We start from the raw sequence: 25,572 nt of genomic DNA, 5'->3' as shown, positions 1-25,572 counted from the left end.
CCCTAAACACTCACGACTGCCTAGGTGACCACGACGTCAGCGGCGGCGGGTTCGCAGGTAGTCGCCGACCACCGCCGCGCCCAGGCCGTCCAGGTCCGGGGCCACCACTCGGCCGCCCGAACGGCGGGCGATCAGGTCGACGAACGCCGTCAGCCTCGGGTCGTCGCCCAGGCGGAACACCGTCACCGATGCGCCCAGCTTGGCCAGGCGGTCCACTTCGGACAGTGTCTTGTGGAGCGTGCGCGGCTGGGGCGGGTAGTCGAAGACCGCCTCGCCGTCCGGTTCCAGGTGGGCCGTCGGCTCGCCGTCGGTCACCATCAGGACCACCGGTTGCGCGTCCGGGTGCCGCCGGAGATGCTGCCCGGCCAGGAGCAACCCGTGGTGGGCGTTGGTGCCCTGCTCCCACGCGCCCTCCAGCCCGATCAGCTCCGGCAGCTCCACCGACTGCGCGTACCGGCCGAACGTGACCAGTTGCAGCGCGTCGTTGCGGAACCGCGTGCTGATCAGCTGGTGCAACGCCAGCGCCGTGCGCTTCATCGGCAGCCAGCGGCCCTCCTGGACCATCGACCACGACGTGTCGACCAGCAACGCCACCGCCGCCCGCGACCGGTGCTCCGTCTCGACCACTTCGACGTCCTCGACGTCGAGCCGGACCGCTCGCTCCCCCACCGACACCGACCGCAGCACGGCGTTGCGGATCGTCCGCGGCACGTCCCACGGCTGCATGTCCCCGAACCGCCACGGCCGTGACGCCCCGGTCGGCTCGCCCGCCGCGCCCGCCGACTCCGTCTCGCGGTCGCCGGTCTTGCCGCGCAACGCGTTCACGATGTCGGCCAGTGCCGTCTCGCCGAGGCGCCGCAACGCCTTGGGCGACAACCGCAGCGTGCCGTCGGCGGCCCGTTCGAACAGGCCTTGACGGCGCAGCTCGCGCTCCAGTTCGGACAGTCGCCGCGCGTCGACCCCGGCGTCCTTGCCGAGCTGGCGCTCGAGGGCCTCCAGGTCGATGTCCTCCAGGCTCGCGCCCGGGTAGGACTGGCTCAGCTGCTCGGCCAGCGCGTCCAGCTCCGCCAGATCGGCCATCGCCTGGGCGCCTTCGCCCATGCCCAGCGGGTTCTTGCCGCGGAAGCGCTCCGAGCCCGTCCAGTCCTCGCCGGGCCGGGCCGCGCGCAGCTGCGCGTCCAATTGGGACAGTTGCTGCGCGAGCCGCGGGTCGCCGAACGCCTGCTGGGTCAGCTCCGCCAGTTCGGCGCGCTGCTCGGCCGACATCGAGTTGAGCATCCGCTGCGCCGCCGCCGACCGCTCGGCCAGCGCGTCGATCAGCTCTTCGACGTTCCGCGGGTTCTCCGGGAAGAACTCGCCGTGCTGGGACATGAAGTCCTCGAACCGCTGCTGGACGTCCTCGGCGCCCTGCGCGTGCGCCGCGAGGAGGTCGTTGAGGTCCGAGAGCATCTCGTTGATCCGCTCGACGTCCTCGGGCCCGGCGTTCTGCAGCGCCTGCTTCATGCCCTGGAACCGCGACTCCATCAGCTCCTGGCCGAGCAGGTCGCGGATGCGCTGGTAGTTCTCCCGGCCCTGCTCGGAGCGCCAGTCGTAGTTCGCCAGCTCGTTGACGGCCGCGGCCGTGCCGGACGGCAGCGCGTCGAGCTGGGCCTCGCGGAACCGCGCTTCGTCGTCCGGGTCCGGGAACAGCTCGCGCCGTTCCGCGTCGAGGGCTTCCTGCAGCAGGCGCTGGACCTCCTGCAAGGTGCCGTTGAGGTTGTTGCGACGCTGGATCTGCGACCGGCGCTGCCACAGGCGCCGGGTCAGCTCGTCCAGGCCCGCGGTGCGCTCCGTACCGCGCCGGAGCAGTTCTTCCAGCGCGGAGCGCGGCGACGACCCGGCCATCACCTCGCGGCCGATCTCGTCGAGCGCGTCCCGCAGGTCGGCCGGGGGCGCGAGCGGGTCCGGCCCGTCGTGCCACGGGCCGTAGGAGTAGCCGTCGGGAAACGGGACCGCGGTCATCGGCCGTAGACGGTCGTCGCGTCGTCGGAGTCCTTGGCCAGCCGCCGCGCCAGGAACAGCGATTCGAGGGCGAGTTCGACGGCGGCCGCGATCCGCCCGGCGGGCTCGTCGGCGGCGACACCGGCCCGGGACGCGACCTCGTGCAGCACTGGCAGCTCCGGCAAAGCCGCGAGGACGTCCTTGGCCGGGACGCGCTCGCCGGTCGCGACCAGGTGGCCCTCCTCGACGGCGTCGGCCAGCGGACGCAGGTCCAGCCCGGCGAAGCGGGCGCGGGCGGTCTCGGCGATCGCCCGGCGCATGAGGTGCACGAGGTGCTCGATCTCGCGGCCTTCTTCGCCGGGTTCGAACTCGATCTTGCCCCGCAGCACGGACGGGACGGCGTCGAGGTCGACCGGGCGCGCCACGGCCGGTTCCTCACCGGTCAGCGCCGCGCGCCGCAGGGCCGCGGCCGCCACGGTTTCCGCCGCGGCGACGGCGAACCGCGCCGACACGCCGGAGCGCTGGTCGATGACGGTGGATTCGCGGAGGTTCCGGACGAACCGGGCGAGGACCTCCAGCAGCGGCTCCCCGACCTCGGCGACGAGGTTCGCCTCCTGCTTGACGACGGCGACCTCGGCCTCGACGTCCAAGGGGTAGTGCGTGCGGATCTCGGCGCCGAAGCGGTCCTTCAGCGGGGTGATGATCCGGCCGCGGTTGGTGTAGTCCTCCGGGTTCGCGGTGGCGACCAGCAGGACGTCCAGCGGCAGCCGCAGCGTGTAACCGCGGACCTGGATGTCGCGCTCCTCCATCACGTTGAGCAGCGCGACCTGGATGCGCTCGGCGAGGTCGGGCAGCTCGTTGATGGCGACGATCCCGCGGTGGGCGCGCGGGACGAGACCGAAGTGGATGGTCTCGGGGTCGCCGAGGCTGCGGCCTTCGGCGACCTTCACCGGGTCGACGTCGCCGATCAGGTCGCCGACCGAAGTGTCCGGGGTGGCCAGTTTTTCGGTGTAGCGCTCGGAGCGGTGGCGCCAGGCCACCGGCAGGTCGGCGCCGAGCTCGGCGGCCCGGCGGATCGACGCGGGCGTGATCGGCTGGAGCGGGTGTTCGCCCAGCTCCGAGCCCTCGATGACGGGCGTCCACTCGTCGAGCAGGCCGGCGAGGGTGCGCAGCAGGCGGGTCTTGCCCTGGCCGCGTTCGCCGAGCAGGACGACGTCGTGGCCGGCCAGCAGCGCGCGCTCGAGCTGCGGCAGCACCGTGCGGGAGAACCCGACGATGCCGGGCCAGGCGTCCTCGCCGTTCTTGAGGGCGGTCAGCAGGTTGTCGTGGATCTCTTGGGCGATCGGGCGCGGCTCGTACCCGGCCGCGCGCAGGGCCCCGGCGGTCCGGGGAAGAGCGTCTGGAACTGCGTTCACCCGTTCGACGCTACTGCCGGATCGGCGGTGCGTCGACGTGGAGCGACTCCAGCGTGGCCGCGCTGCTGCAGTGCGTGCCGGACCGGTAAAATAGGGCGTCGTGTGCCGTCCCAGTGCGACTTTCGCCGTCTGGTCCTCCGCGTGGCTGAACGGAGCCGCGGCGTCCGACGATGTGCTCGACGCCCTGCTCGCGTGGGGTGAGGCCCACGACGTGGTCGCCGCCGACGCGGCCGCCGCGGAGGCGTTCGAGCTCCCCTTGGCCTTCAACCGGGCGGCCACTCCCGTGCAGCTGCTGATGGCGCTGCGTTCGCAGGGAGCGAAAAGCATGCAGCTGGTGCTGCCGGTCGCGGGCGACGTCCGCGGCCTCGGCGGCGGCGGTCCGTTCACCGAAGCGGCGTTGCGCGCCGGTGACGCCGTGGTGCTGCCGGAAGCTCGGGTTCGGGCTGGTGCCGGAGCCGATCGCCGAAGGCCTGGTGCGGTGGACGGTCTATTCCCTGGCCACGCCGTCGCGGCCCGAGTACGTCGGGCTGGGCGAAGCCGAGCACGGCCTGACCGACGCGATCCGGAACAGCGCGGGCGCGCTGCAGTCACTGGACGTGGCGTCCGACCGGCCCGGCGTGCGCGCGGAGCTGTCGGCGCACCTGCGGTCGCGGCCGAACGTCGACTGGCCGGGCGGGACGCCGGGCCGGGCGCTGCGGGTGCTGCAGCGGGCCGAAGAGATCGCGGCGATCCTGGCGATCGCGTCCGCCGACGACCCGGGCGGCGCGCTGTCGGCGTCGGCTTCGACGTTGCGGGCACAGGCCCTGCGGCCGCTGTCGGAAGCGGTCCGGACGGCCCGGTGCGCCGCGGTCAACGAGGCGGTGCGGGTCTTCGCGGAACAGACGGCCCGCGAGGGGTGACCGAGCCCGCGGTGCGTCCCGCCCGGCCCGCCGACCTCCCGGCGGTGGCCGGGCTGCGGTGGCGCTGGGTGGCCGAGCGGGACGGCCTGCCCGAGGGCGAGCGGGCCGGGTTCGTGCGCGAATTCGCCGCCTGGGCGAGGGAAAACGCCGAGACCCACCGGTGCCTGGTCGTCGCGCGCGGGGACGAAGTGCTCGGCATGGCGTTCCTCGCGATCACCGCGCGGGTGCCGACGCCGCCGGCGTTCTCCCGGGCGACGGGTGACGTGCAGTCCGTGTACGTCGTGCCCGAAGCGCGCGACAGCGGCCTCGGTGGCCTGCTCATCGACGCGACCTTGCGCCTGGCCGCGGATCTCGGGCTGGAGCGGGTCACCGTGCACTCGTCGTCGCGCGCCGTCCCGGCCTACGAAAGGCACGGCTTCGCGCGGTCACCGCACCTGCTGCAGGCGGACGTCAGCGAGCCGGGCGCTTGGCGGGTTCGCAGCAGCCGACCGCGCACGGCGCGCCGTTGACCGTGCAGCCCGCCGCCGGGAACGGCGACAGCTTCCGCGGCTCGGCCCCGTGCGTGTGCTCGCGGACCAGCTCCACCACCAGCTCCGCGAACCGCGGGTCGGAGCCCGCCGACGCCGCGCGGGCGAACGCCATCCCGTGCTCCGCCGCGCGTTCCGCCGCCTCGTTGTCCAGGTCCCAGATCACCTCGAGGTGGTCGGACACGAACCCGATCGGCGAGATCACCACGCCGCGGACGCCGTCGGCGTGCAGGGCGTCGAGGTGGTCGACGATGTCCGGCTCCAGCCACGGGACCTGCGGCGGCCCGGACCGCGACTGCCAGACGACGTCGTACTCCGCGATGCCCGCCTCGGCCGCGACGAGCCGGGCCGCTTCGGCGATCTGGCGCGAGTAGCGGCGGCCACCCTCGGCCGGCGGACCCGAGGCGAGGTCCGCGCTCTCCGGCACCGAATGCGCGGTGAAGACCGTGCGGATCCCGGGCTCGTTCCCCAGCGACGCGTGGGCCGCGCGCACGCCGTCGGCCACCGCCGCGACGAACAGCGGGTGGTCGAAGAACTGGCGGATCTTCACCAGTTCGGGGGCGCCGTCACCGACCGCGGCGCGGGCGCGTTCGATGTCCTCGTCGTACTGGCGGCAGGCCGAGTAGCCGCCGTACGCGCTCGTGGGGAACACCAGGACCCGCTTCGCGCCGGCTTCGGTCAGCGACGCGAGGGTGTCCTCGACCATCGGGTGCCAGTTGCGGTTGCCGAAGTGCACCGGGAGGTCCATCCCGACCGCCGCGAGCTGCTTCTCCACCGCGGCCATCGCGTCGCGGTTCAGCTTGTTGATCGGCGAAACGCCCCCGAAGTGCCGGTAGTGCTCGGCGACCTCGAGCAGCCGCTCCCGCGGCACGCCCCGGCCCCTGGTGACATTCTCGAGGAACGGCATGACGTCGTCGGGTCCTTCCGGACCGCCGAACGAAAGCCACAGCAACGCGTCGTATCCCACCCCGTCATCTTGCCGATGTGGCGGCCCGCACGCTGACGGGGGCCCGTTGTGAATCGATCAGTCCAAAACTCTGCTACGGTGGTCCCATGGCCAGGCCACGGGAGTTCGACGAAACCGCTGCCGTCGAGAGCGCGATGCACGCGTTCTGGGAGCGCGGCTACGAGGCGACGTCGACACAGGACCTGTGCGAGGCCACCGGGCTCGGCCGCAGCAGCGTCTACAACACCTTCACCAGCAAGCGAGCCCTGTTCCAGCGCTCGCTGGCGCACTACACGAACACCCAGCTCGGCAAGCGGCAGGCACTCCTCGACGGCCCGGGCACCGCGGCCGAACGGCTCGCCGCGGTCCTCTACCAGGCCATCGACGACGACCTCGAGGACCGCCGCCGCGGCTGCCTCGTCGTCAACACCCTGGCCGAACTCGGCGTGCCCGACGACGAGGTGGGCGCGGCACTGCGGAACGACACCGACCGGAACCTGGCCATGTTCGCCGAATGCGTCCGCGAAGGGCTGCTCGACGGCAGCCTCCGGGACGGCCTCGACCCGGCCGAGGTGGCCGAGTTCCTGCTCGGCACCACCTCGGGGCTGCGCGTGATGGCCCGCCGGGGTACGAGCCGCGACAGCATGCGCGCCGTCGCGAAGCTGGCACTGGCCGCCATCACGCGCTGAGCCCAGCACGCCACGGGCTCCGCGCGCCCTGATTTTGAACTGAACGATACAGAACTGGGAGGGACCCCATGCCCCTGGCCGTCTTCGTCCTCGGGCTCAGCGTCTTCGCGCTGGGCACGTCCGAGTTCATGATCACCGGCCTGCTCCCCGGGATGGCCGCCGACCTCGGGGTGAGCATCCCCGACGCCGGGCTGCTGATCTCGGCGTTCGCGATCGGCATGGTCGTCGGCGCGCCGCTGCTGGCGATCGGCACCCTCCGCCTCCCCCGCCGCCGGACGTTGCTGGCGCTGCTCGGCGTCTTCGCCGCGGCGCACGTCGTCGGCGCCCTCGCCGATGGCTACGCCGTCCTCTTCGCGACGCGGGTGGTCGCGGCCCTCGCCTGCGCCGGGTTCTGGGCCGTGGCACTGGCGACGACGATCGCGCTCGTGCCCGTCGAGCGGCGCGGGCGGGCGATGGCGGTGCTGGTCGGCGGGCTGACCGTGGCGAACATCGCCGGGGTGCCCGCCGGGACGTTCCTCGGCCAGCACGCGGGCTGGCGGACGGCGTTCTGGGCGGTGGCGGTGGTGACGGTGCTCGCGGTCGCCGGCGTCGCGCTGCTGGTGCCCGAGACGACCGGTGGCGCGGTGGGCGTCCGCCGTGAGCTGCGGCTGTACCGCCGCGGCCGGGTCTGGCTCGCGCTCGGCGTGATCGCCTTGTGCCAGGCCATGATCTTCGCCGCGTTCAGCTACCTGGCGCCGTTGCTGACCGAGACCGACGGCCTGCCGGGCGAGTGGGTGCCGGGGGTGCTGGCGCTGTTCGGCGTCGGGGCGCTGATCGGGATCAGCGTCGGCGGGCGGCTGGCCGACCGGCGGCCGATCGCGACGCTCTACGGCTGCCTCGCCCTCGCGCTGGCCGCGTTGCTGGTGCTCGCGCTGACCACCGACGCGCTCGTCGCTGTCGCGGCCGTGCTCGCCTTCGGCGTGGCCGGGTTCGGCGCCAACCCGGCGCTGAACCTGCGCGCCTACCAGGCCGCGGGCGACGCGCCGACGCTCGTCGGCGCCAGCACGACGTCGGCGTTCAACGTCGGCAACACGGTCGGCCCGTGGCTGGGCGGGGTCGCGATCGACGCCGGGCTCGGCTTCCCGAGCGTGGCCTGGACCGGCATGCTGCTCGGCGCGGCCACGCTCGCCGTGCTCACGGTCGCCGCCGCCGTCCAGCGCAGCGACGACCGTGAGCCGGTGGCCGTGTGAGACTCAGACGCCGAGGAAGTGGACGCCGCCGTCGACCATGATCATCGAGCCGGTGGTGGCGGGCAGCCAGTCCGAGAGCACCGCGCAGACGCTCTTGGCCACCGGGTCCGGGTCCGTGCTGTCCCAGCCGAGCGGCGCGCGCTCGCCCCAGCCGTCCTCCAGGTCGACGAAGCCCGGGATGGACTTGGCCGCCATGGTCTTCATCGGGCCCGCGCTGACCAGGTTGACGCGGATGCCCTGCGGCCCCAGTTCCTTGGCCAGGTACCGGTTGACCGACTCGAGCCCGGCCTTCGCGACGCCCATCCAGTTGTAGACCGGCCACGCGACGCGCGCGTCGAAGTCCATGCCGACGTACGAGGCACCCCGGCCCATCAGCGGCAGGCACGCCTTCGCCAGCGACATGTACGAGTACGTCGAGATCTCGATCGCGGTCTTGACGTCTTCGGCGGGCGCGTCCATGAACGGCGCGCCGAGGCAGGTCTGCGGGGCGAACCCGATCGAGTGCAGCACGCCGTCGAGGCCGTCGACGTGCTCGCGGACCTTGTCGGCGAGCCCGTCGAGGTGCTCCTGGTTGGTGACGTCCAGCTCGATCACGGGCGCCTCTTCGGGCAGCCGCTTCGCGATGCGCTCGACGAGCGACATGCGGCCGAAGCCGGTCAGCACCACCTTCGCGCCCTCCTGCTGCGCGATCTTGGCCGCGTGGAAGGCGAGCGAGGCGTCGGTGATGATGCCGGTGATCAGCAGGCGCTTGCCTTCGAGCAGTCCGGGCACAGGTCCTCCAAGTCTTGGTTCTGGGTAACGGGAATCAGTGGCCGAGGCCGAGGCCGCCGTCGACGGGCAGCACGGCACCGTTGACGTAGCCGGCTTCCTCGGAGGCCAGGTAGCGCACGGCGGCGGCGATCTCCGACGGCTCGGCGTACCGGCCGGAGGGCACCTGCGCGAGGATCTCCTTCTTGCGCTCCTCGGGCAGCTCGTCGGTCATGTCGGTGTGCACGAACCCCGGGGCGATGACGTTCGAGGTGATGTTGCGCGACCCGAGCTCGCGGGCGAGCGAACGCGCGAAGCCGACGAGCCCCGCCTTGGACGCGGCGTAGTTCGCCTGGCCGGCCGAACCGGAGAGGCCGACGACGGAGGAGATGAAGATGAACCGCCCCCACTTGCCGCGCAGCATGCCCCGGGAAGCACGCTTGGCGACGCGGTAGGCGCCGGTCAGGTTCGCGTTGACGACGCGCTCGAACTGGTCCTCGCTCATCCGCATCAGCAGGGTGTCATCGGTCAGCCCGGCGTTGGACACGAGCACCTCGACCGGACCCTGGTGCTCCTCGACGAGCTTGAAGGCGGCGTCGATCTGCTCGGAGTCGGTGACGTCCGCCTGGACCCCGAAGAGCCCATCGGGCGCCCCCGAACCACGGTGCGTGACGGCGACCCGGTGCCCCTGCTCGGCGAGGTCCCGGGCGATCGCCAGACCGATGCCCCGGTTGCCCCCGGTGACCAGAACCGACCGTCCCACAGTGTTCTCCCTCTTCGTCGACCGTGCGCTGATGTCGGGCACGAGGTTATCGGCAGCGCCGCCGGGTCGCGCACCCGCGTTCGCGGTGTCCGCGACCGTCCTGAGCGGGCGTCCGGAACGCGCCCGCCGGGCACCCAGAACCCAATCAAAGAACGCACCGGTAACCAACGGTCACCGATGCGTTGTTGCACACAACCCGTCGGTAACCCGCGCGAGCCGACCTCCGTCCTAAGCGGGTGTTAGGAACTCCCTCCCGGCCTTGCCGCTCCCCTCCCCCGTTGGTCACCGTGTGTCGCAACACAGGAGGTCGACGATGACAACCCGGATCAGCCCCCCGGCCACGGGGGCCGTCAGCGAGAAGCGCGTGATCGGGAACGTGCTCCGCGGCTCGATCGGCAACTTGATCGAGTGGTACGACTGGTACGCCTATGCGGCGTTCACCACCTACTTCGCCAAGTCCTTCTTCCCCACGACCGACACCACGGCCGCCTTCCTGGGCACCGCCGCCGTGTTCGCCGTCGGGTTCCTCATGCGGCCGCTCGGTGGCTGGATGCTCGGGCGGTTCGCCGACCGGTTCGGGCGCCGCAGTGCGCTCGTGCTCTCGGTGACCTTCATGGCGGGCGGTTCGCTGCTCATCGCCGTCACGCCGAGCTACCACACCATCGGCATCGCCGCGCCGATCCTGCTGCTGGTCGCCCGGCTCGTCCAGGGCCTGTCGGTCGGTGGCGAGTACTCCACCTCGGCGACCTACCTGTCCGAAGTGGCCACTCCCGGCAAGCGCGGCTTCTACTCGAGCTTCCAGTACGTCACCCTCTACGGCGGCCAGCTCCTCGCGCTCGGCCTCCAGCTGATCCTGCAGGCGATCCTGACCGAGCAGCAGCTCACGTCGTGGGGATGGCGGATCGCGTTCGCCGTCGGCACGGTCGCCGCGCTCACCGTCATGTGGCTGCGGCGCGGCATGGACGAGTCCGAAAGCTACGAGCGCGAAGCCGGCGAAAACAAGGGCGAGCGCGGGACGCTGCGCACGCTGGCCAAGTACCCCAAGGAGATCGCCCTCGTCGTCGGCCTCACCCTCGGCGGCACGGTCGGCTTCTACACCTTCGCCACCTACAGCCAGAAGTTCCTGGAGAACACCGCGCACATCCCGCGCCGGCAGGTCACCATCGTGCTGTTCTGCGCGATCCTCGTCGCGGCGATCCTGCAGCCGGTCGCCGGGCGGCTCTCCGACCGCATCGGCCGCCGCCCGCTGCTGCTGTTCTTCGGCATCGGCGGCACCCTGCTCACCGTTCCGCTCATGACCGTGATGGGCTCGACCCGCAACCCCGTCGGCGCGTTCTTCCTCGTGCTGGCCGGCCTGGTGATCGTCGCCGGGTACACCTCGATCAACGCGATCGTGAAGGCCGAGCTGTTCCCGACGAAGATCCGCGCGCTCGGTGTCGGGCTGCCGTACGCGCTGACCGTCGCCATCTTCGGCGGGACCGCGGAGCTGATCGCGCAGGCGCTGAAGAGCGCCGGGCACGAAACGGTGTTCTTCTGGTACGTCGCGGGCTGTGTCCTGGTCTCCCTGATCGTCTACGGCACAATGCGGGAAACCTCGAAGACCTCGGAGCTGGACGAACGCTGAGAAGGGGATGACCGTGCGCGTGCTCCTCGTCGAAGACGACGCGGGTGTCGCCGGCGCGCTCGCCGAGTCGCTGCACGCGCGCGGTCATCCCGTCACGCTCGTCGGCCGCGGGGCCGACGCCCTGCACCGCCACCGCGACGCCGACCTGGTCCTCCTGGACCTCGGCCTGCCGGACCTCGACGGGCTCGACGTGCTCCGGAAGATCCGGGCGGTCTCGCCGGTGCCGGTGATCGTGCTGACTGCCCGCGGCGACGAGCGATCCGTCGTGCGCGGCCTGCGCCTCGGCGCGGACGACTACCTCACCAAGCCGGTGCGGCTGGCCGAACTCCTCGCCCGGATGGACGCCGTCGTGCGGCGCGCCGTAGCCCGCGCCACCCCGGCCGGGGACGTCGTGCGCGTCGAGGACGTCGAGATCGACCTCGGCGCCCGCCGCGTGCTCGTCGCCGGGCAGGACATCGGGCTCACCACCAAGGAGTTCGAGGTGCTCGCCGTGCTCGCCGCCCGCCCAGGCACCGCCGTCAGCCGCCAGCAGCTGATGGACGAGGTCTGGGGCGACGCGTACCTCGCGGTGTCGCGCTCCCTCGACGTCCACCTGACGGCCCTGCGCGCGAAGCTCGACCGGCCGGGCCTGCTCACCACCATCCGCGGCTTCGGCTACCGGCTCGGCCGGGACTGACCCGTGCGCACCCGGCTGCTGGTCGTCCTGGTCGCCTTGGCGCTCGCCGTCGTCGCCGCGTTCGCGCTGCCGCTGCTGACGGCCACCGCCGAGCAGCGCACCCAGCAACTGGTCATCTCCCGGACCGCCGACGTCGACCGGTTCGTCGTGCTCGCCCAGCAGGCCGTCGACACGCGGGATCCGGCGGCGCTTTCGGCCGACGCGGCCCGCTACGCCGAGCTGTACGGCGAAGGCGTCGTGATCGTCGATGCCCGGCGCCTGCCCCTCGTTCAAGCCGGTGGGCTGACCGCGGCCGACCCGGCGGTGCACGCCCTGGTCGAGGCGACCATGCGCAACGAGCCCGCGCCGCGCGTCGACGGGCTTTCCCCGTGGTCGGCCGAACCCGCCTACTTCGCCCGCCCGGTCGGCACCGGCACCCGCGTGTCCGGCGTCGTCGTGCTGCGGGCGTCGGTGACGGCGGCGGCCGCGGACGTCGCCACCCGGTGGGCCACCATCGGCGCCGGGGCGCTGCTGGTCGCCGTGGTGTTCGTGCTGCTCGCCGTGGTGCTGGCCCGGTGGATGGTGCGGCCGCTGCACGAGCTGGAGACCGGGGTGCTCGCGGTCGCCGCCGGGCACCGCGCGCACGTCCCGGAACGCACCGGGCCGCGGGAGCTGCGGGCACTGGCCGGGCAGGTCAACCGGATGTCCGAGGCCGTCTCGGAAGCCGCCGACCAGCAGCACCGGCTGGTCGCCGACGCCTCCCACCAGCTGCGCAACCCGCTGGCCGCGCTGCGGCTGCGCGTCGACTCCCTGGCCCACCAGGTCGAGGGCGACGGCGCGACCTACCGGGCCACCGTCGCCGAGGTGGAACGGCTGGAGAAGCTCCTCGACGGCCTGCTGGCGCTCGCCCTGGCCGAGAGCACCGCGACGCGCGTCGCCGCGGGCGGCGCGGATGAGGCGTGCGACCTCGCGTCCGTCCTCGCCGAACGCGTCGACGCGTGGCGCCTGGCCGCCGAGGACGCCGGGGCGGTGATCGTGCCGCCGCCCGGCCACGCCGAGCCGGTGACCGTGCGCTGTCCCGAAGGCGAGCTGGCCCAGATCCTCGACGTGCTGCTGGACAACGCCGTCCACTACGCCGGGCGCGGCGCGAAGATCACCGCGGACTGGGAAGCCGACGACGACACCGCGACGCTCGTCGTCGCCGACGACGGACCCGGTCTGTCCACTGAGGACCGGGCGCGGGCGACCGAGCGGTTCTGGCGTGCGGGCGGCGAGGGCGCGCCGCGCGGGACCGGGCTGGGCCTGGCGATCGCGCACCAGCAGGTCCGCACCCGCGGCGGCGTCCTGGAACTGCGCCAGGCCGAACCGCACGGCCTCGAAGTCCGCGTCACGCTGCCGCGGCAGGAGGTGCCGCGATGACGCTCACCCGCCGCACCGCCCTCCTCGGCGGCCTCGGCCTCGCGCTGGCCGGCTGCTCGACGTCCGGCTACCCCGGCCCGGAGCGCACGGTCACCATCGCCGCCGGGGAACGCGGCGGCTTCTACCTCGCCTTCGCCGAACTCCTCGCCGCCGAGCTGAACCGCGCCGAGCCGCGGCTGCACGCCACCGCCGTGCCGACCGAGGCGAGCGTCGCGAACGTCGACCTCGTGCGGCGCGGCCAGGCCGACCTCGGGCTGGTGCTCACCGACGTCGCCCAGACGGCGTTGCGCGGCGACGCGCCGTTCACCGGAGAAGTGCCGCTCCTCGCGCTGGGCCGCGTCTACGAGAACTACCTGCAGCTCGTCGTGCGCGCGGACGGGCCGGTGCGCCGCCTCGCCGACCTCGCGGGCCGCCCGGTCTCCCTGGGCGCGGGCGGCTCCGGCGCGGCCCAGCTCGGCGAGCGCCTGTTCGCCAAGGCCGGGGTCGCGGTGGACGCCCGGCACCTGCTGTTCGACGACGCCGTCCGCGCGCTGGCCGCCCGGCGGATCGACGCGATGCTGTGGTCCGGCGGGGTACCGACGCCGAAGCTCGCCGACCTGACCCGCACGACGCCGATCGCGTTGCTCCCGCTCGACTCCGTCGTCCCCGCGCTGCGCGCCGCGTACGGGCCGGTGTACGACCAGGTCCAGGTGCCGGACGGGGCGTACCGCGGGGTCGGCGCGCCGGGCACGATCGGCGTGGCGAACCTGCTGGTCTGCTCCCCCGCCCTGCCCGACGACGTCGCCGCCGCGGTCGTCCGGCTGCTCGTCGAGCGCGCCACCGCGCTGGTGCCCGCGGAGGCCGTCGGGACGCAGTTCCTCGACGTCCGGCCCCTGATCGGCACCCAGCCGGTGCCGCTGCAGCCGGGCGCGGCGGCCGCTTACCGGACGCTGCACGGCTGACCGCTAGATTGGGCTGGTGACCGAACCCCGCCGTCCGATCGTCGAGATGCCGTTGCGCGTGCGCTACCACGAGTGCGACGGCCAGGGCATCGTCTTCAACGCCCACTACATGGCCTATGTGGACATGTGCGCCTTCGCGGCCGAGAAGGCGTTGTTCGGCTCGCACGACGAGTTCCTCGCGCACGGCACGGACGTCGTGGTCGCGGAGGCGAACCTGAAGTTCCGCGCGCCCGCCCGCTACGACGAGGAACTGGTCGTTTCGCAGTACCTGACCCACCTCGGGACGACGTCGCTGGTGTTCGACTTCGAGATCCACCGCGGCGAGACGCTCGTGCTGGCGGCGAACGTCCGGTACGTGTTCATCGACCCGGCCACCGTGCGGCCGACGGCGCCGCCGGACGCGGTCCGCAAGGTCTACGCGGCCCTGCTCGGGGACTGAGCCGTGTTCCGGGTTCTCTTCTACCACCCCGAAATCCCGCCGAACACGGGCAACGCGATCCGGCTCGCCGCGAACACCGGGTGCGAGCTGCACCTGGTGGAGCCGCTCGGGTTCACGTTGGAGGACAAGCAGCTCCGCCGCGCCGGGCTCGACTACCACGACCTCGCGCGGGTCCACGTGCACGCCGACCTCGACGCGGCGTGGGCGGCGTTGCTGCCGGCGAAGGTGTACGCGTTCAGCGCGTCGGCGACGCGGCTGCACACCGACGTCGCCTACACCCCGGGCGACGTGCTGATGTTCGGGCCGGAGTCGGTGGGGCTGCCCGTTTCCGTGCAGGGGGCACCCGAGGTCACCGACCGCGTGCGGCTGCCGATGCTGCCGACGAGCCGGTCGCTCAACCTGGCCAACACCGCGGCGATCGCCATCTACGAGGCGTGGCGGCAGAACGGGTTCGCGGGCGCCTAGGCCATGACGGATTCGTAGGCGGCGAGCACGGCGTTCACGCCGCGGGTGTAGCCGTCCTCCCAGAGCACCTGGTTCATCACGTAGGCCACGACCATGCGGTGCTCGACGTCGACGAGCACCACCGAACCACCCCAGCCGCCCCAGGAAGCCGAGCGGTTCTCCAGCCGGTAGCCCAAGCCCCAGCGGATCGGCATGCCGAGAACGCGGTCGACGCCGTGGAACTGTTCCTCGAACACCCGCTCGCCCCCGGCGGCCGACAGGAGCCGCACACCACCGGTGACGCCCCCACAGGCCAGCGCGGATTGCACGGCGGCGACCGAGCGGGCGTTGCCGTAGCCGTTGACGGCCGGGATTTCCGCGCGCCGCCAGGCTTCGGTGAAGGAGTCCGAGACGCCGACGAGGAACCCCGGCGGCTTGTCGCCCTTCGGATCGGGGATCAGCTGGGCGACGCGGTGGTCGTGTTCGGGGGCCAGCCCGATGTGGAAGTCGGCGCCGGTGGGAGTGACGATCTCTTCTTGGAAGAACGTCCCCAGGGTGCGTCCGGTGACGCGGCGGACGACCTCCCCGACGAGGAAGCCGAAGGTGACCGAGTGGTACCCGGCGGCCGTGCCGGGTTCCCACTTCGGTGTCTGGGCAGCCAGGCGAGCGGTGGTCCCCGCCCAGTCGGTCAGGTCGGCGACGGTGATCGGGTCGGCGAAGTCCGGCAGGCCCGCGGAGTGCCCGAGCAGGTGCCGCACGAGCACGGTTTCCTTGCCGGCGGCGGCGAACTCGGGCCAGTAGGCGGCGACGGGCGCGTCGAGGTCCAGGTCGCCGCGGTCGGCCAGGACGAGCGCGCAGAGGGCGGTCATGGTCTTGGTGGTGGACCAGACGGTGGTGATGGTGTCCCGGCCCCACGGCGTGGTCCGGGCGGCATCGACGTAGCCGCCCCAGAGGTCGACGACGGGTTGACCATCGACGAAGACGGCGACGCTGGCCCCGACGTCGTCGGTGTCGAGCGAGGTCGCGAGCACATCGCCCACTTTCGCGAACCGCCCGTCACAGCTGCCCTGGATGTCGGCCACGGCGGCCAGCCAACTCCCTCCGGCCGCGCGGGGCCACCGAATTTCCCGGTGATCCCGCCGGGCCAACCACGCCTGGTACGAGCGGCACTACACCAACCCGGCCACGATCGCCTACGACCACGCCGTCAACCCTGGCGCGAGCGCGTGGTTCGAGGCCCACGGTGTCCGCTGGGCCAAGCTCGTGTCGCCCAGCCTGCCGGGCGAGGTCATCTACGAAGACGATGACCAGATCGTCGTCGTCCCGCACGGCGGCGGGCGCCGGGACCAACCTGGCAGGGTCGAGCGCGAACCGGCCTGACCGGCGGCCGTCAAGATCGGCTCCGGTAGGTTCGCCGGATGCGACAGCAGTTCCTGGGGGCGCTCATCGGCGCCGCGTTCGGTGCCGTGTTCGTTCTGGTCAACTCCGGGGACCCCGTCCCCGCCGCGCTCGGCTGGGTGCTTCGCGCCCTTGCCGTCCTCGCGCTCGCCGCCGTTCTCTTCCTCGGGCTTCGGGCCGGTGGGCGGCCCACCCTCGACGGGCGGCCGATGTTCGGTCCCCGCTACCGAATCGTCGTCATCAGTGAGGTCGTGCTGCTCGTCGCCGGGTTCTTCGTGCTCAGCCTGCTCGACGCCCCCGTCCAGGCGAACGTCGCGTGGATCGCCACCGTCGTCGGGCTCCACTTCGTCGCCCTCGCCTCCGCCTGGAAGACCCGGTCGATCCTCGTCGTCGGCGTCGTCCTGACCGTGCTCGGTGTGGTCGGACTGGCGCTGCTCGGGAGCCCGGCCCTGCCGTGGGTGCCGTTCGTCAGCGGGGTGCTCTCCGGGGTGACCCTGCTCGGCGGAAGCCTCTACGGCGTCCGCCGAGCCTGAGTCACGGGAGTCTCTGCCCCAGGAACAGGCTGGCCGCCGCGCCGATCATCAGGATCAGCGTTCCGACGACCACCCACGGCTTGCTCGCGTCCGCGTCCTTGATCTCGTAGCCGATCTGCTCGCCGAGGTCCCCGTAGACCTTCTTCAGCTCCTCGGCACTGGCCGCCTTGTAGAAGTCGCCGCCGGACAGCCGGGCGATTTCGCGCAGCGACTCGTCGTCCACGCTTACCGGCTGGGCCTTGCCCTCGATGTCGACCGAACCGTGCGTCGTGCCGAAGGAGATCGACGAGATCGGCACGCCCGCCTGCTTCGCCGCCTGGGCCGCCGTGTAGCCGCCGCGGGCCGCGTACAGGTCCTCGGGCACCGTCTGCTTCCCGTCGGACATCAGCACTATCCGCGCCGGCGGCGGCCCGTCCGCGCCGCCCACGACGCTGGAGAAGCTCTCCACCGACTGCAGGGCCGCGAAGATGCCCTCACCGGTCGCCGTCGACTGGGCCAGCTTCAGGTTCTCGATCGCCTTGATCACGCCGTTGCGGTCCGTCGTCGGGTTGACCAGCACCGTCGCCGTGCCCGCGAACGAGATCAGGCCCAGGTTGATGCCCGGGGTCATGTTCTGCGCGAACTGCGTCGCCGCGTCCTGCGCCGCCTTCAGCCGGGTCGGGGCGACGTCGGTGGCCTCCATCGACAGCGACACGTCGATCACCAGCATCACGGTCGCCCGGTTGCGGGGCACCTTCTGCTCGGCCGTCGGCCCGGCCAGCGCCACCGTCAGGATCAGCAGCGACAGCACGATGAGCACCGCGGGCAGGTGCCGGGTCCAGCCCTGGCTCTTCGGCGCGACCCGCTCGAGCAGGTCGAGGTTCGCGAACCGCATGGTCCGCTTGCGGCGCGCGCGCTGCGCCAGGACGTACCCGACCGCGACCGCCGCGACGGCGATCAGCAGCAGGAACCACCACGGCGCCGTGAAGCCCGTCAAGCTCATGCGCACACCTCGCTGACGCTCGGTGCGGCCTGAGTCGGCAGCGCTGTGTTGGATGGTTCGGTCGCAAGCTCCCTCACGCGACACCCCCGGACCAGCGGCGCTTGCGGGCGACGACGAACCGCACCATGTCGGCGATCCAGTCGGCGTCCGTGCGCAGCGTCAGGTGCGCCGCACCCGCGCGCCGCAGGCCGGCCGCCACCTTCTGCCGGTGGGCGTGGGCCGCGGCCCCGAACTCCTTGCGCAGCAAGGCCGAAGCGTGCACTTCGCGCTGTTTCCCTGTCTCCGGGTCGGCCAGCACGACGGTGCCCACCTCGGGCAGGTCGACGTCGCGCGGGTCGAGGACTTCGATCGCGATCAGTTCGTGGCGCCCGCCCAGCGCCCGCAGCGGCCGCTCCCACGAGCTGTCGCCCAGGAAGTCGGAGATCACCACGGCCAGCCCCCGGCGCCGCGGCGGGCGGCGCAACGCCTCCAGCGCCTGGGCGAAATCGCCCCGGGTGCCCTCGGCCGCGCGGGGCGTCTCGGCCAGCTTCCGGACCAGCCCACGTGCGTGCGCCAGGCCGCCGCGGGCCGGGATGCGGGTGGTGTCCGCGCCGGTGGAGATCAGCGCGCCGATCCGGTTGCCGCCGCCTCCGGTGAGGTGCGCGACCGCCGCGACCGCGCAGACCACCAGGTCACGCTTCTCGCAGAGCGCCGTGCCGAAGTCGAGGCTCGCCGAGAGGTCGGCGACCACCCAGGTCTCCAGCTCGCGGTCAGCGACCGTCTCGCGGATGTGCGGGGTCGTGGTGCGCGCGGTGACCGCCCAGTCCATCCGGCGCACGTCGTCGCCGGGCTGGTACGGGCGCGCCTCGCCGGGCTCGGACCCCGGCCCGGGCACCAGGCCGAGGTGGTTGCCCTGCAGCAGCCCGTCGAGCCGGCGGCGGACGTCGAGCTCCAGCGTCCGGAGCCCGGCCTCCATCCGGTCGCCGCGCAGCACCGGCGGCGCCCACGAAGGGCGGTCGCCCTTCTCGTTCTTCGCCATCGCCGGGTTACCTGACCGGCGCGCCCGCCGGGACCGGGCCCTGGCCGGCGCCGCCCTGCGGCCGGGCGGAGACCTGCGGCAGCGGCACGGTCTGCAGCACGCGCGTGATGATGTGGTCGATGGGCACGCCGTCGGCCAGCGCGTCGTAGGACAGCACGAGCCGGTGGCGCAGCACGTCCGGCACGACGTCGACGACGTCCTGCGGCAGCACGTAGTCGCGGCCGCGGACCAGGGCCAGCGCCCGCGCGGCCGCGATGATGCCCAGGCTCGCGCGCGGCGAAGCACCGTAGGACACCCAGCCCGCGACGTCGGCGAGGCCGTGCTCGTTCGGCGTCCGGGTGGTCAGCACCAGCCGCACCACGTAGTCGACGAGCGCGTGGTGCACGAACACCTGCGACGCGACGCCCTGCAGCCGGACCAGCTCGGTCGGCGAGAGCACCTCGTGCGGGGTCGGCGGGGTGACGCCCATCCGGTAGATGATCTCGCGCTCCTCCTCGGCGGAGGGGTACTCGACGACGATCTTGAACAGGAACCGGTCGCGCTGCGCCTCCGGCAGCGGGTACACGCCCTCGTTCTCGATCGGGTTCTGGGTGGCCAGCACGAGGAACGGGTCGGGCATCGGGAACGTCTGCCCGCCGATCGACACGTGCCGCTCGGCCATCACCTCGAGCATCGCCGACTGGACCTTGGCGGGCGCGCGGTTGATCTCGTCGGCGAGCACGAAGTTCGCGACGACCGGGCCGAGCTCGACGTCGAAGCGCTCGGCGCCCTGGCGGTAGATGCGGGTGCCGAGGATGTCGGCCGGCACGAGGTCGGGGGTGAACTGGACGCGGGAGAACGACCCGCCGACGACCCGCGCGAACGTCTCGACGGCGAGGGTCTTCGCCACGCCCGGCACGCCTTCGAGCAGCAGGTGGCCCTTGGCCAGCAGGCCGACCAGCATGCGTTCGACCAGGCGGTCCTGGCCGACGATGATCCGCTTGACCTCGAACACGGTCCGCTCCAGCAACTGGGCGTCCCGCGCCGGTGTCGCCTGCTGGCCGTTCCCGCCCTCGGCGTAGCCGGGCTCGGTCACTCTGCCTCCTCGAAAGTTCGTGCGCCGCCCCCGCGACGATCATCACGCGGTGCGACCGTACTGCGTTCCCCGGTCGTCCGTCCGTCCGGCACGCGGACGCGCGGGTCGGCCCTCGAGTAGCCAACACCCTTCCCGGTGTGACATCTGTGAAGACCTTGCCCGGCCCGCCGCGGCGATCGAGGATGCGGAGATGACCCGGGTCAGGCTCGCCGAGCTGGTCGCCACCCTCTCGCTGGTGGCCGACCTCGGCATGGGCCGCCCGATGGAGCGGGTCCTGCGCCAGACGGTGATCACGCTGCGGCTGGCCGAGGCGGCCGGGGTCGAGGACGGGATCCGGGCCGCGGCCTACTACACGTCGCTGCTGACCTGGGTCGGCTGCGCGGCCGACACCAGCGAGCTGGCCGAGCTGTTCGGGGACGAGACGCAGCTGTACGCCGACAGCCACGACGACGACCTCGCCGGGGTCACGATGGCGGTGTTCATCGCGCGCCACCTCGGCGGCGGCAGCTCGCGGCTGCGCCGGGCCGGGATGGTCGGCAAGTTCCTGGCCACGGCCGGGAAGTCGGTCCAGCGGGTGATGCAGGCGCACTGCCAGGGCGCCAGCGAGCTCGCGGACCGGCTCCGGCTCGGCGACGACGTCTGCCGCCCGCTGCTGCAGGCGTTCGAGCGGTGGGACGGCCGGGGCGTGCCCGGGCAGGCCGGCGGCGACGATCTCGCGCTCGCCACGCGGCTGGTCCACCTCGCCGACAACGTCGAGGCCTTCCACCGCACGGCCGGGGTCGAGGGCGCGCTCGCCGTCGCCCGCGAACGCCGTGGCACGCAGTTCGACCCGCGGCTCGTCGACTGCTTCCTGGACCACCACGCCACCGTCCTCGCCGGGCTCGAGGAGATCCAGGCCTGGGACGAGGTGATCGCGCTCGACCCGCGCCTCGGCGAGCAGCTCCCTGACGACGAGCTCGACCAGGCACTGCGGGCCTTCGGCGACTTCGCGGACCTCAAGTCGCCCCACCGGCTCGGGCATTCCCGCAGCGTCGCCGAGCTCGCCGCCGCCGGTGCCGCGCAGCTCGGCCTGGCCGAGGCGGACGTCGTGGTGGTGCGCCGGGCGGGGTGGGTGCACGACATCGGGATGATCGGCGTGCCGAGCGCGGTGTGGAACGCGGCGAAGCCGTGGACGCTCGCCCAGCGCGAGCGCGCCCGGACCCACCCGTACCTGACCGAACGGATGCTGGCGCGAGTGCCCGCGCTGGCGTCGGTCGCGCGGTGCGCCGCACAGCACCACGAACGGCTCGACGGCTCGGGTTACCCCCACGGCCTCTCCGGCGACGCGCTGCCCATGACGTCGCGGGTCCTCGCGGCCGCGGACGTCTACCATGCGCTGGGCGAGTCCCGCCCGCACCGCGAGGCCCTGCCCGCATCCGCCGCCGCGGAGGTCCTCGCCGGCGAAGCCCGGGCCGGCCGCTTCGACCACCGGGCGGTCGACGCCGTGCTGACCGCGGCCGGACGGCGCGTGCGCCGGACGCTCACCGACCGGCCCGGGCTGACCGCGCGGGAGACGGAGGTCCTGGTGCAGCTGGCGCGCGGGCTGTCCAACCCCGAGATCGCGAACGCGCTGAGGGTGTCGCGCAAGACCGTCTCGACCCACCTGGAGCACATCTACGCGAAGCTCGGGGTCTCGACGCGGACGCAGGCGGCGCTGTTCGCGATGCGCCACGGTCTTGTCGGGTAGTTGCCCGATCCGCCGGGCCGCCGCCGCCCGTAGAACTGGCGCATGACCACACACACGGTTCCCCGGTTCGCCGGAATCTTCCTCGACGGGCTCGCCGGTCAGGACTTCGCGCGGCTGGCCGACGCGCTGGCCGACGACGTCCAGCTCAGCGCCCTGGTCCCGCGCGGCCTGCGAGAGGCGCGGGGCGCGGACGAGGTCCGCGCGACCTTCACGCGCTGGTTCGGCGACACGGACGCCTTCGAGCTGGCCGAGGCGGACGTGGACGAGATCGGCGCGCGGCTGCACCTGCGGTGGCGGGCCCGGCTGCGCGCCGCCCGGCTCGGCGACGGCTGGTTCGCCGTCGAGCAGCAGGCGTTCGCCGACACCGCCCCGGACGGCCGCCTCGCCCGGATCAGCCTGGTCTGTTCCGGCTACTGCCCCGACCACCACTGACGAGATCGGAGACCACCATGCCCCGCTACCTCATCGAGCGCGAGATCCCCGGCGCCGGCCGGATGACGGCCGACGAGCTGCACGCCATCTCCGCGAAGTCCAACCAGGTGCTGGCCGGGATGGCCGGGCGCGCCCAGTGGGTGCACAGCTACGTCACCGACGACGCGATCACCTGCGTCTACCTGGCCGAAGACGCCGATGCCGTGCGCGAGCACGCCGACTGCGGCGGCTTCCCCGTCACGACGATCCGCGAGGTCGCCGCGGTGATCGACCCGGCCACCGGGGAGCCCGGCTGAGCCCGTGGCTCAGCGGTGGCGCTCGAGGTCTTCCGGAGTGTCGATGTCGTCCGATTCGCCCCGTTCGGCGGCGACTTCGGTGATCCGCAGGCCGCCGAGCACGCGGCGCAGCGACGCGTTCTCGACCCGCTCGGGCAGGGCGGACTTCACGGCCGCGACGCGCCACGCGCCCAGCAGCCACTGCCGGGCGCCGTCGGCGTCGACCAGGACGGCGCCGTCGGCGTCGCCGACCGCGGCCACCAGCTTGTCCACTGTGGACCGGCGGACGCCCGGGAGGTCGGCGGCCAGCACCGCGACCAGCTCGACGTCGTCGGGCACGAAGACCAGCCCCGCGGCCAGCGCGGCGACCGGGCCGGTGCCGGGCACCGGCTCCCGGGTCCACACGACGTCGAAGCCGGGCCGCCGCGGCCCGACGGCGACCACACGCTCGGCGCCGTCGAGGGCGTGGATCGCGCGGGCCAGCAACGGTTTCCCGCCGACCGACAGCGCTGGCTTGTCCACACCGGACAGTCTGCTGGCCGCACCGCCGGCCACCACGATCCCCGCGTAGCGCATCCGAGGAACTTAGCGGGCCAGCACGAGGTAGGTGAAGCCCAGCACGCCGCGGTAGTCCCGGACGTACTCGCGCAACCGCCGGTCGAGCCACTCCCGGACCTCCGCCGCCCGCGGATCGTCCGGGTGCGCCGCCTGCCATTCCTCCCAGGCCGCTCGCGACGTCGACTCGAAGTCGTCCCATTCGAGCTGGTCGGCGGTGCTGAAGTGGAGCACGCGCCACCCGGCGGCGCTCGCCGCGTCGAGCAGCTCGGGCAGGGTCAGGATGTCCGGGCCGAAGATCTCCCGCGCCGTGGCGTTCGGCGATGCCACCCAGAAGCCGTCGCCGTAGAGCAGCCGCCCGGACGGCAGCACCACCCTGGCCAGCGCCTCGAGCGCCGCTTTCGTCGAGCCGAAGGCGTGGGCGGAACCGATGGAGAAGGCCCGCTCGGCGGGAACGTCCCAGGTCGCGGCGTCGGCCTCGGCGAAGTCCACGGCCAGCCCCCGCTCGGCGGCCGCCGCCCGGCCCCGCTCGAGGCCGGTCACGTCGGTGTCGACGCCGGTCGCCCGCAGGCCCGGCGTCCGCGCGGCCGCCCGCAGCAGCAGCTCGCCCCAGCCGCAGCCGAGGTCGACGAGGTGCCCGTCGCCGAGCGCCATCCGGTCCAGCAGGAGTTCGGCGTGGGGCTCGGACAGGGGCGTGTTCCAGCGCATCCGCGAGCGCCGCAGCGCGTTCAGTTCGTCGTCCACGGGCTGATCTTGGCGGCTCGGCGCCGCCGCGGTCGACCGGGTTTCGCCCATACTCGGGGCATGACCTACACCGTCGAACCCCGCGTCGACGCCTACATCGACGCCCTGCCCGAGTGGCAGCGGGCGATCTGCCGGGAGGTCCGCGAGCTGGTCCACGCGGCGGACCCCGAGGTCGTGGAGACCATCAAGCGCACCCGGCAGCCCTACTTCGTGCTGCAGGGCAACATCTGCGCCCTGCTGGCGGCGAAGGACCACGTCAACGTCTTCGTCTACGACGGCGGCATCGTCCGCGACCCCGAGGGCATCATCACCGCCGGGCACGAGAACAAGACCGCGCGGACCGTCGCCTTCCGCGAGGGCGAGAAGATCAACGCGCCCGCGCTCACCGCGATGTTCCGGCAGATCATCGCGAACAACCGGGCGGGCGGCTGGCGCAAGCTCAAGGCCGAGCGCGGCCAGGCGGGCTGAAGGGGACGTTCACCGCGTCCTACGCGCTGAAGGGGACTTTCCTCGCATCACATGCCAGGAAAGTCCCCTTCAGCGCGGCCAGGCGGGCTAGCCGATCAGGCGGGTCGCGTACGGCATGATCCCGCCGTAGCGGACCGGCGCGATCCGGACGCGCAGCCCGGACTGCGGGGCCTCGACCATCTGGCCGCCGCCGAGGTAGAGCGCGACGTGGTGGATGCCACCCGCGCCGCCCCAGAACAGCATGTCGCCGCGGCGCATCTGCGACAGCGGGACCCGCCGCCCCGACGTGTACTGGTAGCCGCTGTAGTGCGGCAACGACTTGACCCCGGCGAACGCGTAGATCATCAGGCCGGAGCAGTCGAAGCCGATCTTGTTGTAGTCGCCGTAGCGGTCGGCGACGCCGCCGTCGCGGATGCCGCGCGTCGGGCCGCTCGCGTTGCCGCCGCCCCAGGCGTACGGCGTGCCCAGCCGCGACAGGGCCCGGGCGATCACGGCCTCGATGGACCGGCCGGCGGGAGCCGACGGCGCGGGACCGGATGACGGCCGGCCGCCACCCCCGGACGAGCCGAGCGCGGCCTGGCGGGCGCGTTCCTCGTCCTCGCGCTGCTTCTGCGCGAGCCAGTCCTGGTAGCGCTGGCGCTGGCCCTGCAGGCCGTTGACCTTGGCCTGCGCCGCGTAGAGCTGCTGCTCGACGTCGGACTTGTTCTTCTCGAGCTGGGTGTTCTGCGACGCCTGGGCGTCCTGGGCCTGGACGGCGGCCGTCTGCGCGGCGTCGGCGCTGTTCTTGGCCTGGCGCGCGGCGTCCTGCTTCTGCTGGGCGATCTCCGCGGCCTTGCGGGCGGCGGCGTCCTTGTTCGACTTCTCGGTCTGCGCCTGCTGGAGCCGGTCGAGGGCGTTGAGCCGGTCGCCGCCGACGGCGTCGAGCAGCTGCGCGCGGGCGAGCATGTCCTTCGGGCTGTCGGCGCTCAGGTACGCCGAGAGCGAGCCGACCGTGCTCCCCTGCTGGAAGCTCGCGGCGGCGAACGTCTTGAGGTCCGCGCGGGCCTTCTCGATGGCCGCCGACGCGGCGTCGGCCTCGGTGCGGGCCGCCCGGGCGTCGTTCTCCGCCTGCGTCGCCGCGTCCTGCGCGGACTGCAGGTCGACCAGCGCCTTGTTGGCCTCTTCCTGCTTCAGCTCGACGTCGTCCTGCAGTTGCGACAGCTTCTGCTCGGCCTGCGCGAGCTGGTTGGTCAGCCTGCCGACCTCGCCCGCCTTCGCGTTGGCGTCGGCCTTGCTGGAGTTCAGCTCGGAGTCACTGGGGTTGGGCGGCGGTGGCGGTGCCGCCAGCCCGGTGCCGCCGGCGCCGAACAAGATCACCAGCGTGAGCGCGCTCACGGTGAGTCCACGGCGAGCTCGCGGCACCTCCGGACCCCCACGCCGTCCCGCCACGACCGCCCACCTCCGCTCACCAGCGCACATCGCGCGTCACTGCAGTCACACCACTATCACAAGCATCACCGGAAACTTACACACCGTAGGCATCAATTCCCCTCATTGAGGGACCCTCCGGACCCCGCGTGTCCGGATGGCGCAGCACACACCGCGTGTCGTCTTGAACCGCAAACAGGACACGCGTACTGTTTGGGGCATCGCGAGGTGTGCCATCCCGA

At 72.9% G+C, this 25,572-nt stretch carries 26 protein-coding genes and 1 pseudogene; 15 read left to right on the top strand and 12 right to left on the bottom strand.

What is annotated here, in order from left to right:
- Positions 1-36 precede the first annotated feature (36 nt).
- Together QP939_RS39285 and QP939_RS39280 are read right to left on the bottom strand one after the other, a co-directional pair.
- Positions 37-2,001, bottom strand: coding sequence for a vWA domain-containing protein (locus QP939_RS39285; RefSeq protein ID WP_285451578.1), 1,965 nt, complete (start codon positions 1,999-2,001; stop codon positions 37-39).
- Positions 1,998-3,395: an ATP-binding protein gene (locus QP939_RS39280; protein ID WP_285451577.1), complete on the bottom strand. Its 1,398-nt coding sequence runs from the start codon at positions 3,393-3,395 to the stop codon at positions 1,998-2,000. Before QP939_RS39280 ends, QP939_RS39285 begins: the two co-directional genes overlap by 4 nt.
- Positions 3,396-3,495: 100 nt before the next feature.
- Here QP939_RS39280 and QP939_RS39275 point away from each other — a divergent pair.
- Together QP939_RS39275 and QP939_RS39270 are read left to right on the top strand one after the other, a co-directional pair.
- Positions 3,496-4,294: pseudogene (locus tag QP939_RS39275) on the top strand (Rv1486c family protein).
- Complete coding sequence (locus QP939_RS39270) at positions 4,291-4,803, top strand: GNAT family N-acetyltransferase (RefSeq protein WP_285451576.1); 513 nt, start codon at positions 4,291-4,293, stop codon at positions 4,801-4,803. The pseudogene QP939_RS39275 and the gene QP939_RS39270 overlap by 4 nt, the downstream one beginning before the upstream one ends.
- Here QP939_RS39270 and QP939_RS39265 read toward each other — a convergent pair.
- Positions 4,745-5,788: a ferrochelatase gene (locus QP939_RS39265; protein ID WP_285451575.1), complete on the bottom strand. Its 1,044-nt coding sequence runs from the start codon at positions 5,786-5,788 to the stop codon at positions 4,745-4,747. The two genes, QP939_RS39270 and QP939_RS39265, sit on opposite strands and share 59 nt — an antisense overlap.
- Positions 5,789-5,874: 86 nt before the next feature.
- On the opposite strand from QP939_RS39265, the gene QP939_RS39260 reads away from it, so the two are divergent.
- Together QP939_RS39260 and QP939_RS39255 are read left to right on the top strand one after the other, a co-directional pair.
- Positions 5,875-6,456, top strand: coding sequence for a TetR/AcrR family transcriptional regulator (locus QP939_RS39260; protein ID WP_285451574.1), 582 nt, complete (start codon positions 5,875-5,877; stop codon positions 6,454-6,456).
- A gap of 68 nt (positions 6,457-6,524) precedes the next feature.
- The gene (locus tag QP939_RS39255) at positions 6,525-7,685 is read left to right on the top strand and encodes a Cmx/CmrA family chloramphenicol efflux MFS transporter (protein ID WP_285451572.1); all 1,161 of its coding nucleotides are present in this window, start codon (positions 6,525-6,527) and stop codon (positions 7,683-7,685) included.
- 3 nt (positions 7,686-7,688) lie between these two features.
- On the opposite strand, the gene fabI is transcribed toward QP939_RS39255, so the two are convergent.
- Positions 7,689-8,456 (bottom strand): enoyl-ACP reductase FabI, encoded by a 768-nt coding sequence (fabI, locus tag QP939_RS39250; RefSeq protein WP_285451571.1) that lies wholly within the window; start codon positions 8,454-8,456, stop codon positions 7,689-7,691.
- A gap of 34 nt (positions 8,457-8,490) precedes the next feature.
- On the bottom strand, positions 8,491-9,195 hold the full coding sequence (fabG, locus tag QP939_RS39245) for a beta-ketoacyl-ACP reductase (RefSeq protein ID WP_285451570.1): 705 nt from the start codon (positions 9,193-9,195) through the stop codon (positions 8,491-8,493).
- A 313-nt stretch (positions 9,196-9,508) separates the two neighbouring features.
- Between fabG and QP939_RS39240 the strand changes: the two genes are divergently transcribed.
- From QP939_RS39240 to QP939_RS39215, 6 genes are read left to right on the top strand one after another with little or no spacing between them, the layout of a single operon-like run.
- Complete coding sequence (locus tag QP939_RS39240) at positions 9,509-10,819, top strand: MFS transporter (RefSeq protein WP_285451569.1); 1,311 nt, start codon at positions 9,509-9,511, stop codon at positions 10,817-10,819.
- Positions 10,820-10,826: 7 nt separating this feature from the next.
- A complete protein-coding gene (locus tag QP939_RS39235) occupies positions 10,827-11,495 on the top strand; it encodes a response regulator transcription factor (protein ID WP_285451567.1) in 669 nt (222 codons plus the stop codon).
- A 3-nt stretch (positions 11,496-11,498) separates the two neighbouring features.
- Positions 11,499-12,893 carry a sensor histidine kinase gene (locus QP939_RS39230; protein WP_285451566.1) on the top strand — a complete coding sequence of 465 codons (1,395 nt, stop codon included), beginning with the start codon at positions 11,499-11,501 and terminating at the stop codon, positions 12,891-12,893.
- The gene (locus QP939_RS39225; RefSeq protein ID WP_285451564.1) at positions 12,890-13,834 is read left to right on the top strand and encodes a TAXI family TRAP transporter solute-binding subunit; all 945 of its coding nucleotides are present in this window, start codon (positions 12,890-12,892) and stop codon (positions 13,832-13,834) included. Before QP939_RS39230 ends, QP939_RS39225 begins: the two co-directional genes overlap by 4 nt.
- Positions 13,835-13,850: 16 nt before the next feature.
- Positions 13,851-14,273, top strand: a complete 423-nt coding sequence (locus QP939_RS39220; RefSeq protein WP_285451562.1) for an acyl-CoA thioesterase — start codon at positions 13,851-13,853, stop codon at positions 14,271-14,273.
- Between the two features lie 3 nt (positions 14,274-14,276).
- The gene (locus QP939_RS39215; RefSeq protein WP_285451560.1) at positions 14,277-14,738 is read left to right on the top strand and encodes a tRNA (cytidine(34)-2'-O)-methyltransferase; all 462 of its coding nucleotides are present in this window, start codon (positions 14,277-14,279) and stop codon (positions 14,736-14,738) included.
- Here the strand turns inward: QP939_RS39215 and QP939_RS39210 are convergent.
- Positions 14,735-15,799, bottom strand: a complete 1,065-nt coding sequence (locus QP939_RS39210) for a serine hydrolase domain-containing protein (RefSeq protein WP_285451559.1) — start codon at positions 15,797-15,799, stop codon at positions 14,735-14,737. The genes QP939_RS39215 and QP939_RS39210 overlap by 4 nt on opposite strands.
- 336 nt (positions 15,800-16,135) lie before the next feature.
- On the opposite strand from QP939_RS39210, the gene QP939_RS39205 reads away from it, so the two are divergent.
- Positions 16,136-16,648, top strand: a complete 513-nt coding sequence (locus tag QP939_RS39205; RefSeq protein WP_285451558.1) for a hypothetical protein — start codon at positions 16,136-16,138, stop codon at positions 16,646-16,648.
- A gap of 1 nt (position 16,649) precedes the next feature.
- Here the strand turns inward: QP939_RS39205 and QP939_RS39200 are convergent, their stop codons facing one another.
- From QP939_RS39200 to QP939_RS39190, 3 genes are all read right to left on the bottom strand, one after another.
- The gene (locus tag QP939_RS39200; RefSeq protein ID WP_285451557.1) at positions 16,650-17,630 is read right to left on the bottom strand and encodes a VWA domain-containing protein; all 981 of its coding nucleotides are present in this window, start codon (positions 17,628-17,630) and stop codon (positions 16,650-16,652) included.
- Positions 17,631-17,703: 73 nt separating this feature from the next.
- Positions 17,704-18,648 (bottom strand): DUF58 domain-containing protein, encoded by a 945-nt coding sequence (locus QP939_RS39195; RefSeq protein WP_285451556.1) that lies wholly within the window; start codon positions 18,646-18,648, stop codon positions 17,704-17,706.
- Between the two features lie 7 nt (positions 18,649-18,655).
- Positions 18,656-19,723: an AAA family ATPase gene (locus QP939_RS39190; protein ID WP_285451555.1), complete on the bottom strand. Its 1,068-nt coding sequence runs from the start codon at positions 19,721-19,723 to the stop codon at positions 18,656-18,658.
- Positions 19,724-19,913: 190 nt separating this feature from the next.
- On the opposite strand from QP939_RS39190, the gene QP939_RS39185 reads away from it, so the two are divergent.
- Genes QP939_RS39185 through QP939_RS39175 form a run of 3 tightly spaced genes read left to right on the top strand, consistent with a single transcriptional unit; the run spans position 19,914 to position 22,177 of the window.
- Positions 19,914-21,449, top strand: a complete 1,536-nt coding sequence (locus tag QP939_RS39185; protein WP_285451553.1) for an HD domain-containing phosphohydrolase — start codon at positions 19,914-19,916, stop codon at positions 21,447-21,449.
- Positions 21,450-21,491: 42 nt separating this feature from the next.
- Entirely contained in the window at positions 21,492-21,881 is a 390-nt protein-coding gene (locus tag QP939_RS39180; RefSeq protein WP_285451552.1) for a nuclear transport factor 2-like protein, read from the top strand.
- Between the two features lie 17 nt (positions 21,882-21,898).
- Complete coding sequence (locus QP939_RS39175; RefSeq protein WP_285451551.1) at positions 21,899-22,177, top strand: DUF4242 domain-containing protein; 279 nt, start codon at positions 21,899-21,901, stop codon at positions 22,175-22,177.
- A gap of 9 nt (positions 22,178-22,186) precedes the next feature.
- Here QP939_RS39175 and mobA read toward each other — a convergent pair whose 3' ends face one another.
- Both mobA and QP939_RS39165 read right to left on the bottom strand, forming a co-directional pair.
- Positions 22,187-22,732: a molybdenum cofactor guanylyltransferase gene (gene mobA / locus QP939_RS39170; RefSeq protein ID WP_285451550.1), complete on the bottom strand. Its 546-nt coding sequence runs from the start codon at positions 22,730-22,732 to the stop codon at positions 22,187-22,189.
- Between the two features lie 9 nt (positions 22,733-22,741).
- On the bottom strand, positions 22,742-23,455 hold the full coding sequence (locus tag QP939_RS39165; protein ID WP_285451548.1) for an SAM-dependent methyltransferase: 714 nt from the start codon (positions 23,453-23,455) through the stop codon (positions 22,742-22,744).
- Between the two features lie 60 nt (positions 23,456-23,515).
- On the opposite strand from QP939_RS39165, the gene QP939_RS39160 reads away from it, so the two are divergent.
- On the top strand, positions 23,516-23,923 hold the full coding sequence (locus QP939_RS39160) for a DUF1801 domain-containing protein (protein WP_285451546.1): 408 nt from the start codon (positions 23,516-23,518) through the stop codon (positions 23,921-23,923).
- Between the two features lie 87 nt (positions 23,924-24,010).
- Here the strand turns inward: QP939_RS39160 and QP939_RS39155 are convergent, their stop codons facing one another.
- Positions 24,011-25,324 carry an NlpC/P60 family protein gene (locus tag QP939_RS39155; protein WP_285459950.1) on the bottom strand — a complete coding sequence of 438 codons (1,314 nt, stop codon included), beginning with the start codon at positions 25,322-25,324 and terminating at the stop codon, positions 24,011-24,013.
- Positions 25,325-25,572: the final 248 nt, after the last annotated feature.

Source organism: Amycolatopsis nalaikhensis (genome assembly GCF_030264295.1).
GTDB classification, from domain to species: Bacteria; Actinomycetota; Actinomycetes; order Mycobacteriales; family Pseudonocardiaceae; genus Amycolatopsis; species Amycolatopsis nalaikhensis.
Note: the sequence above shows the minus strand (reverse complement) of the source record. Positions and strands in the feature narration are given on the sequence as shown.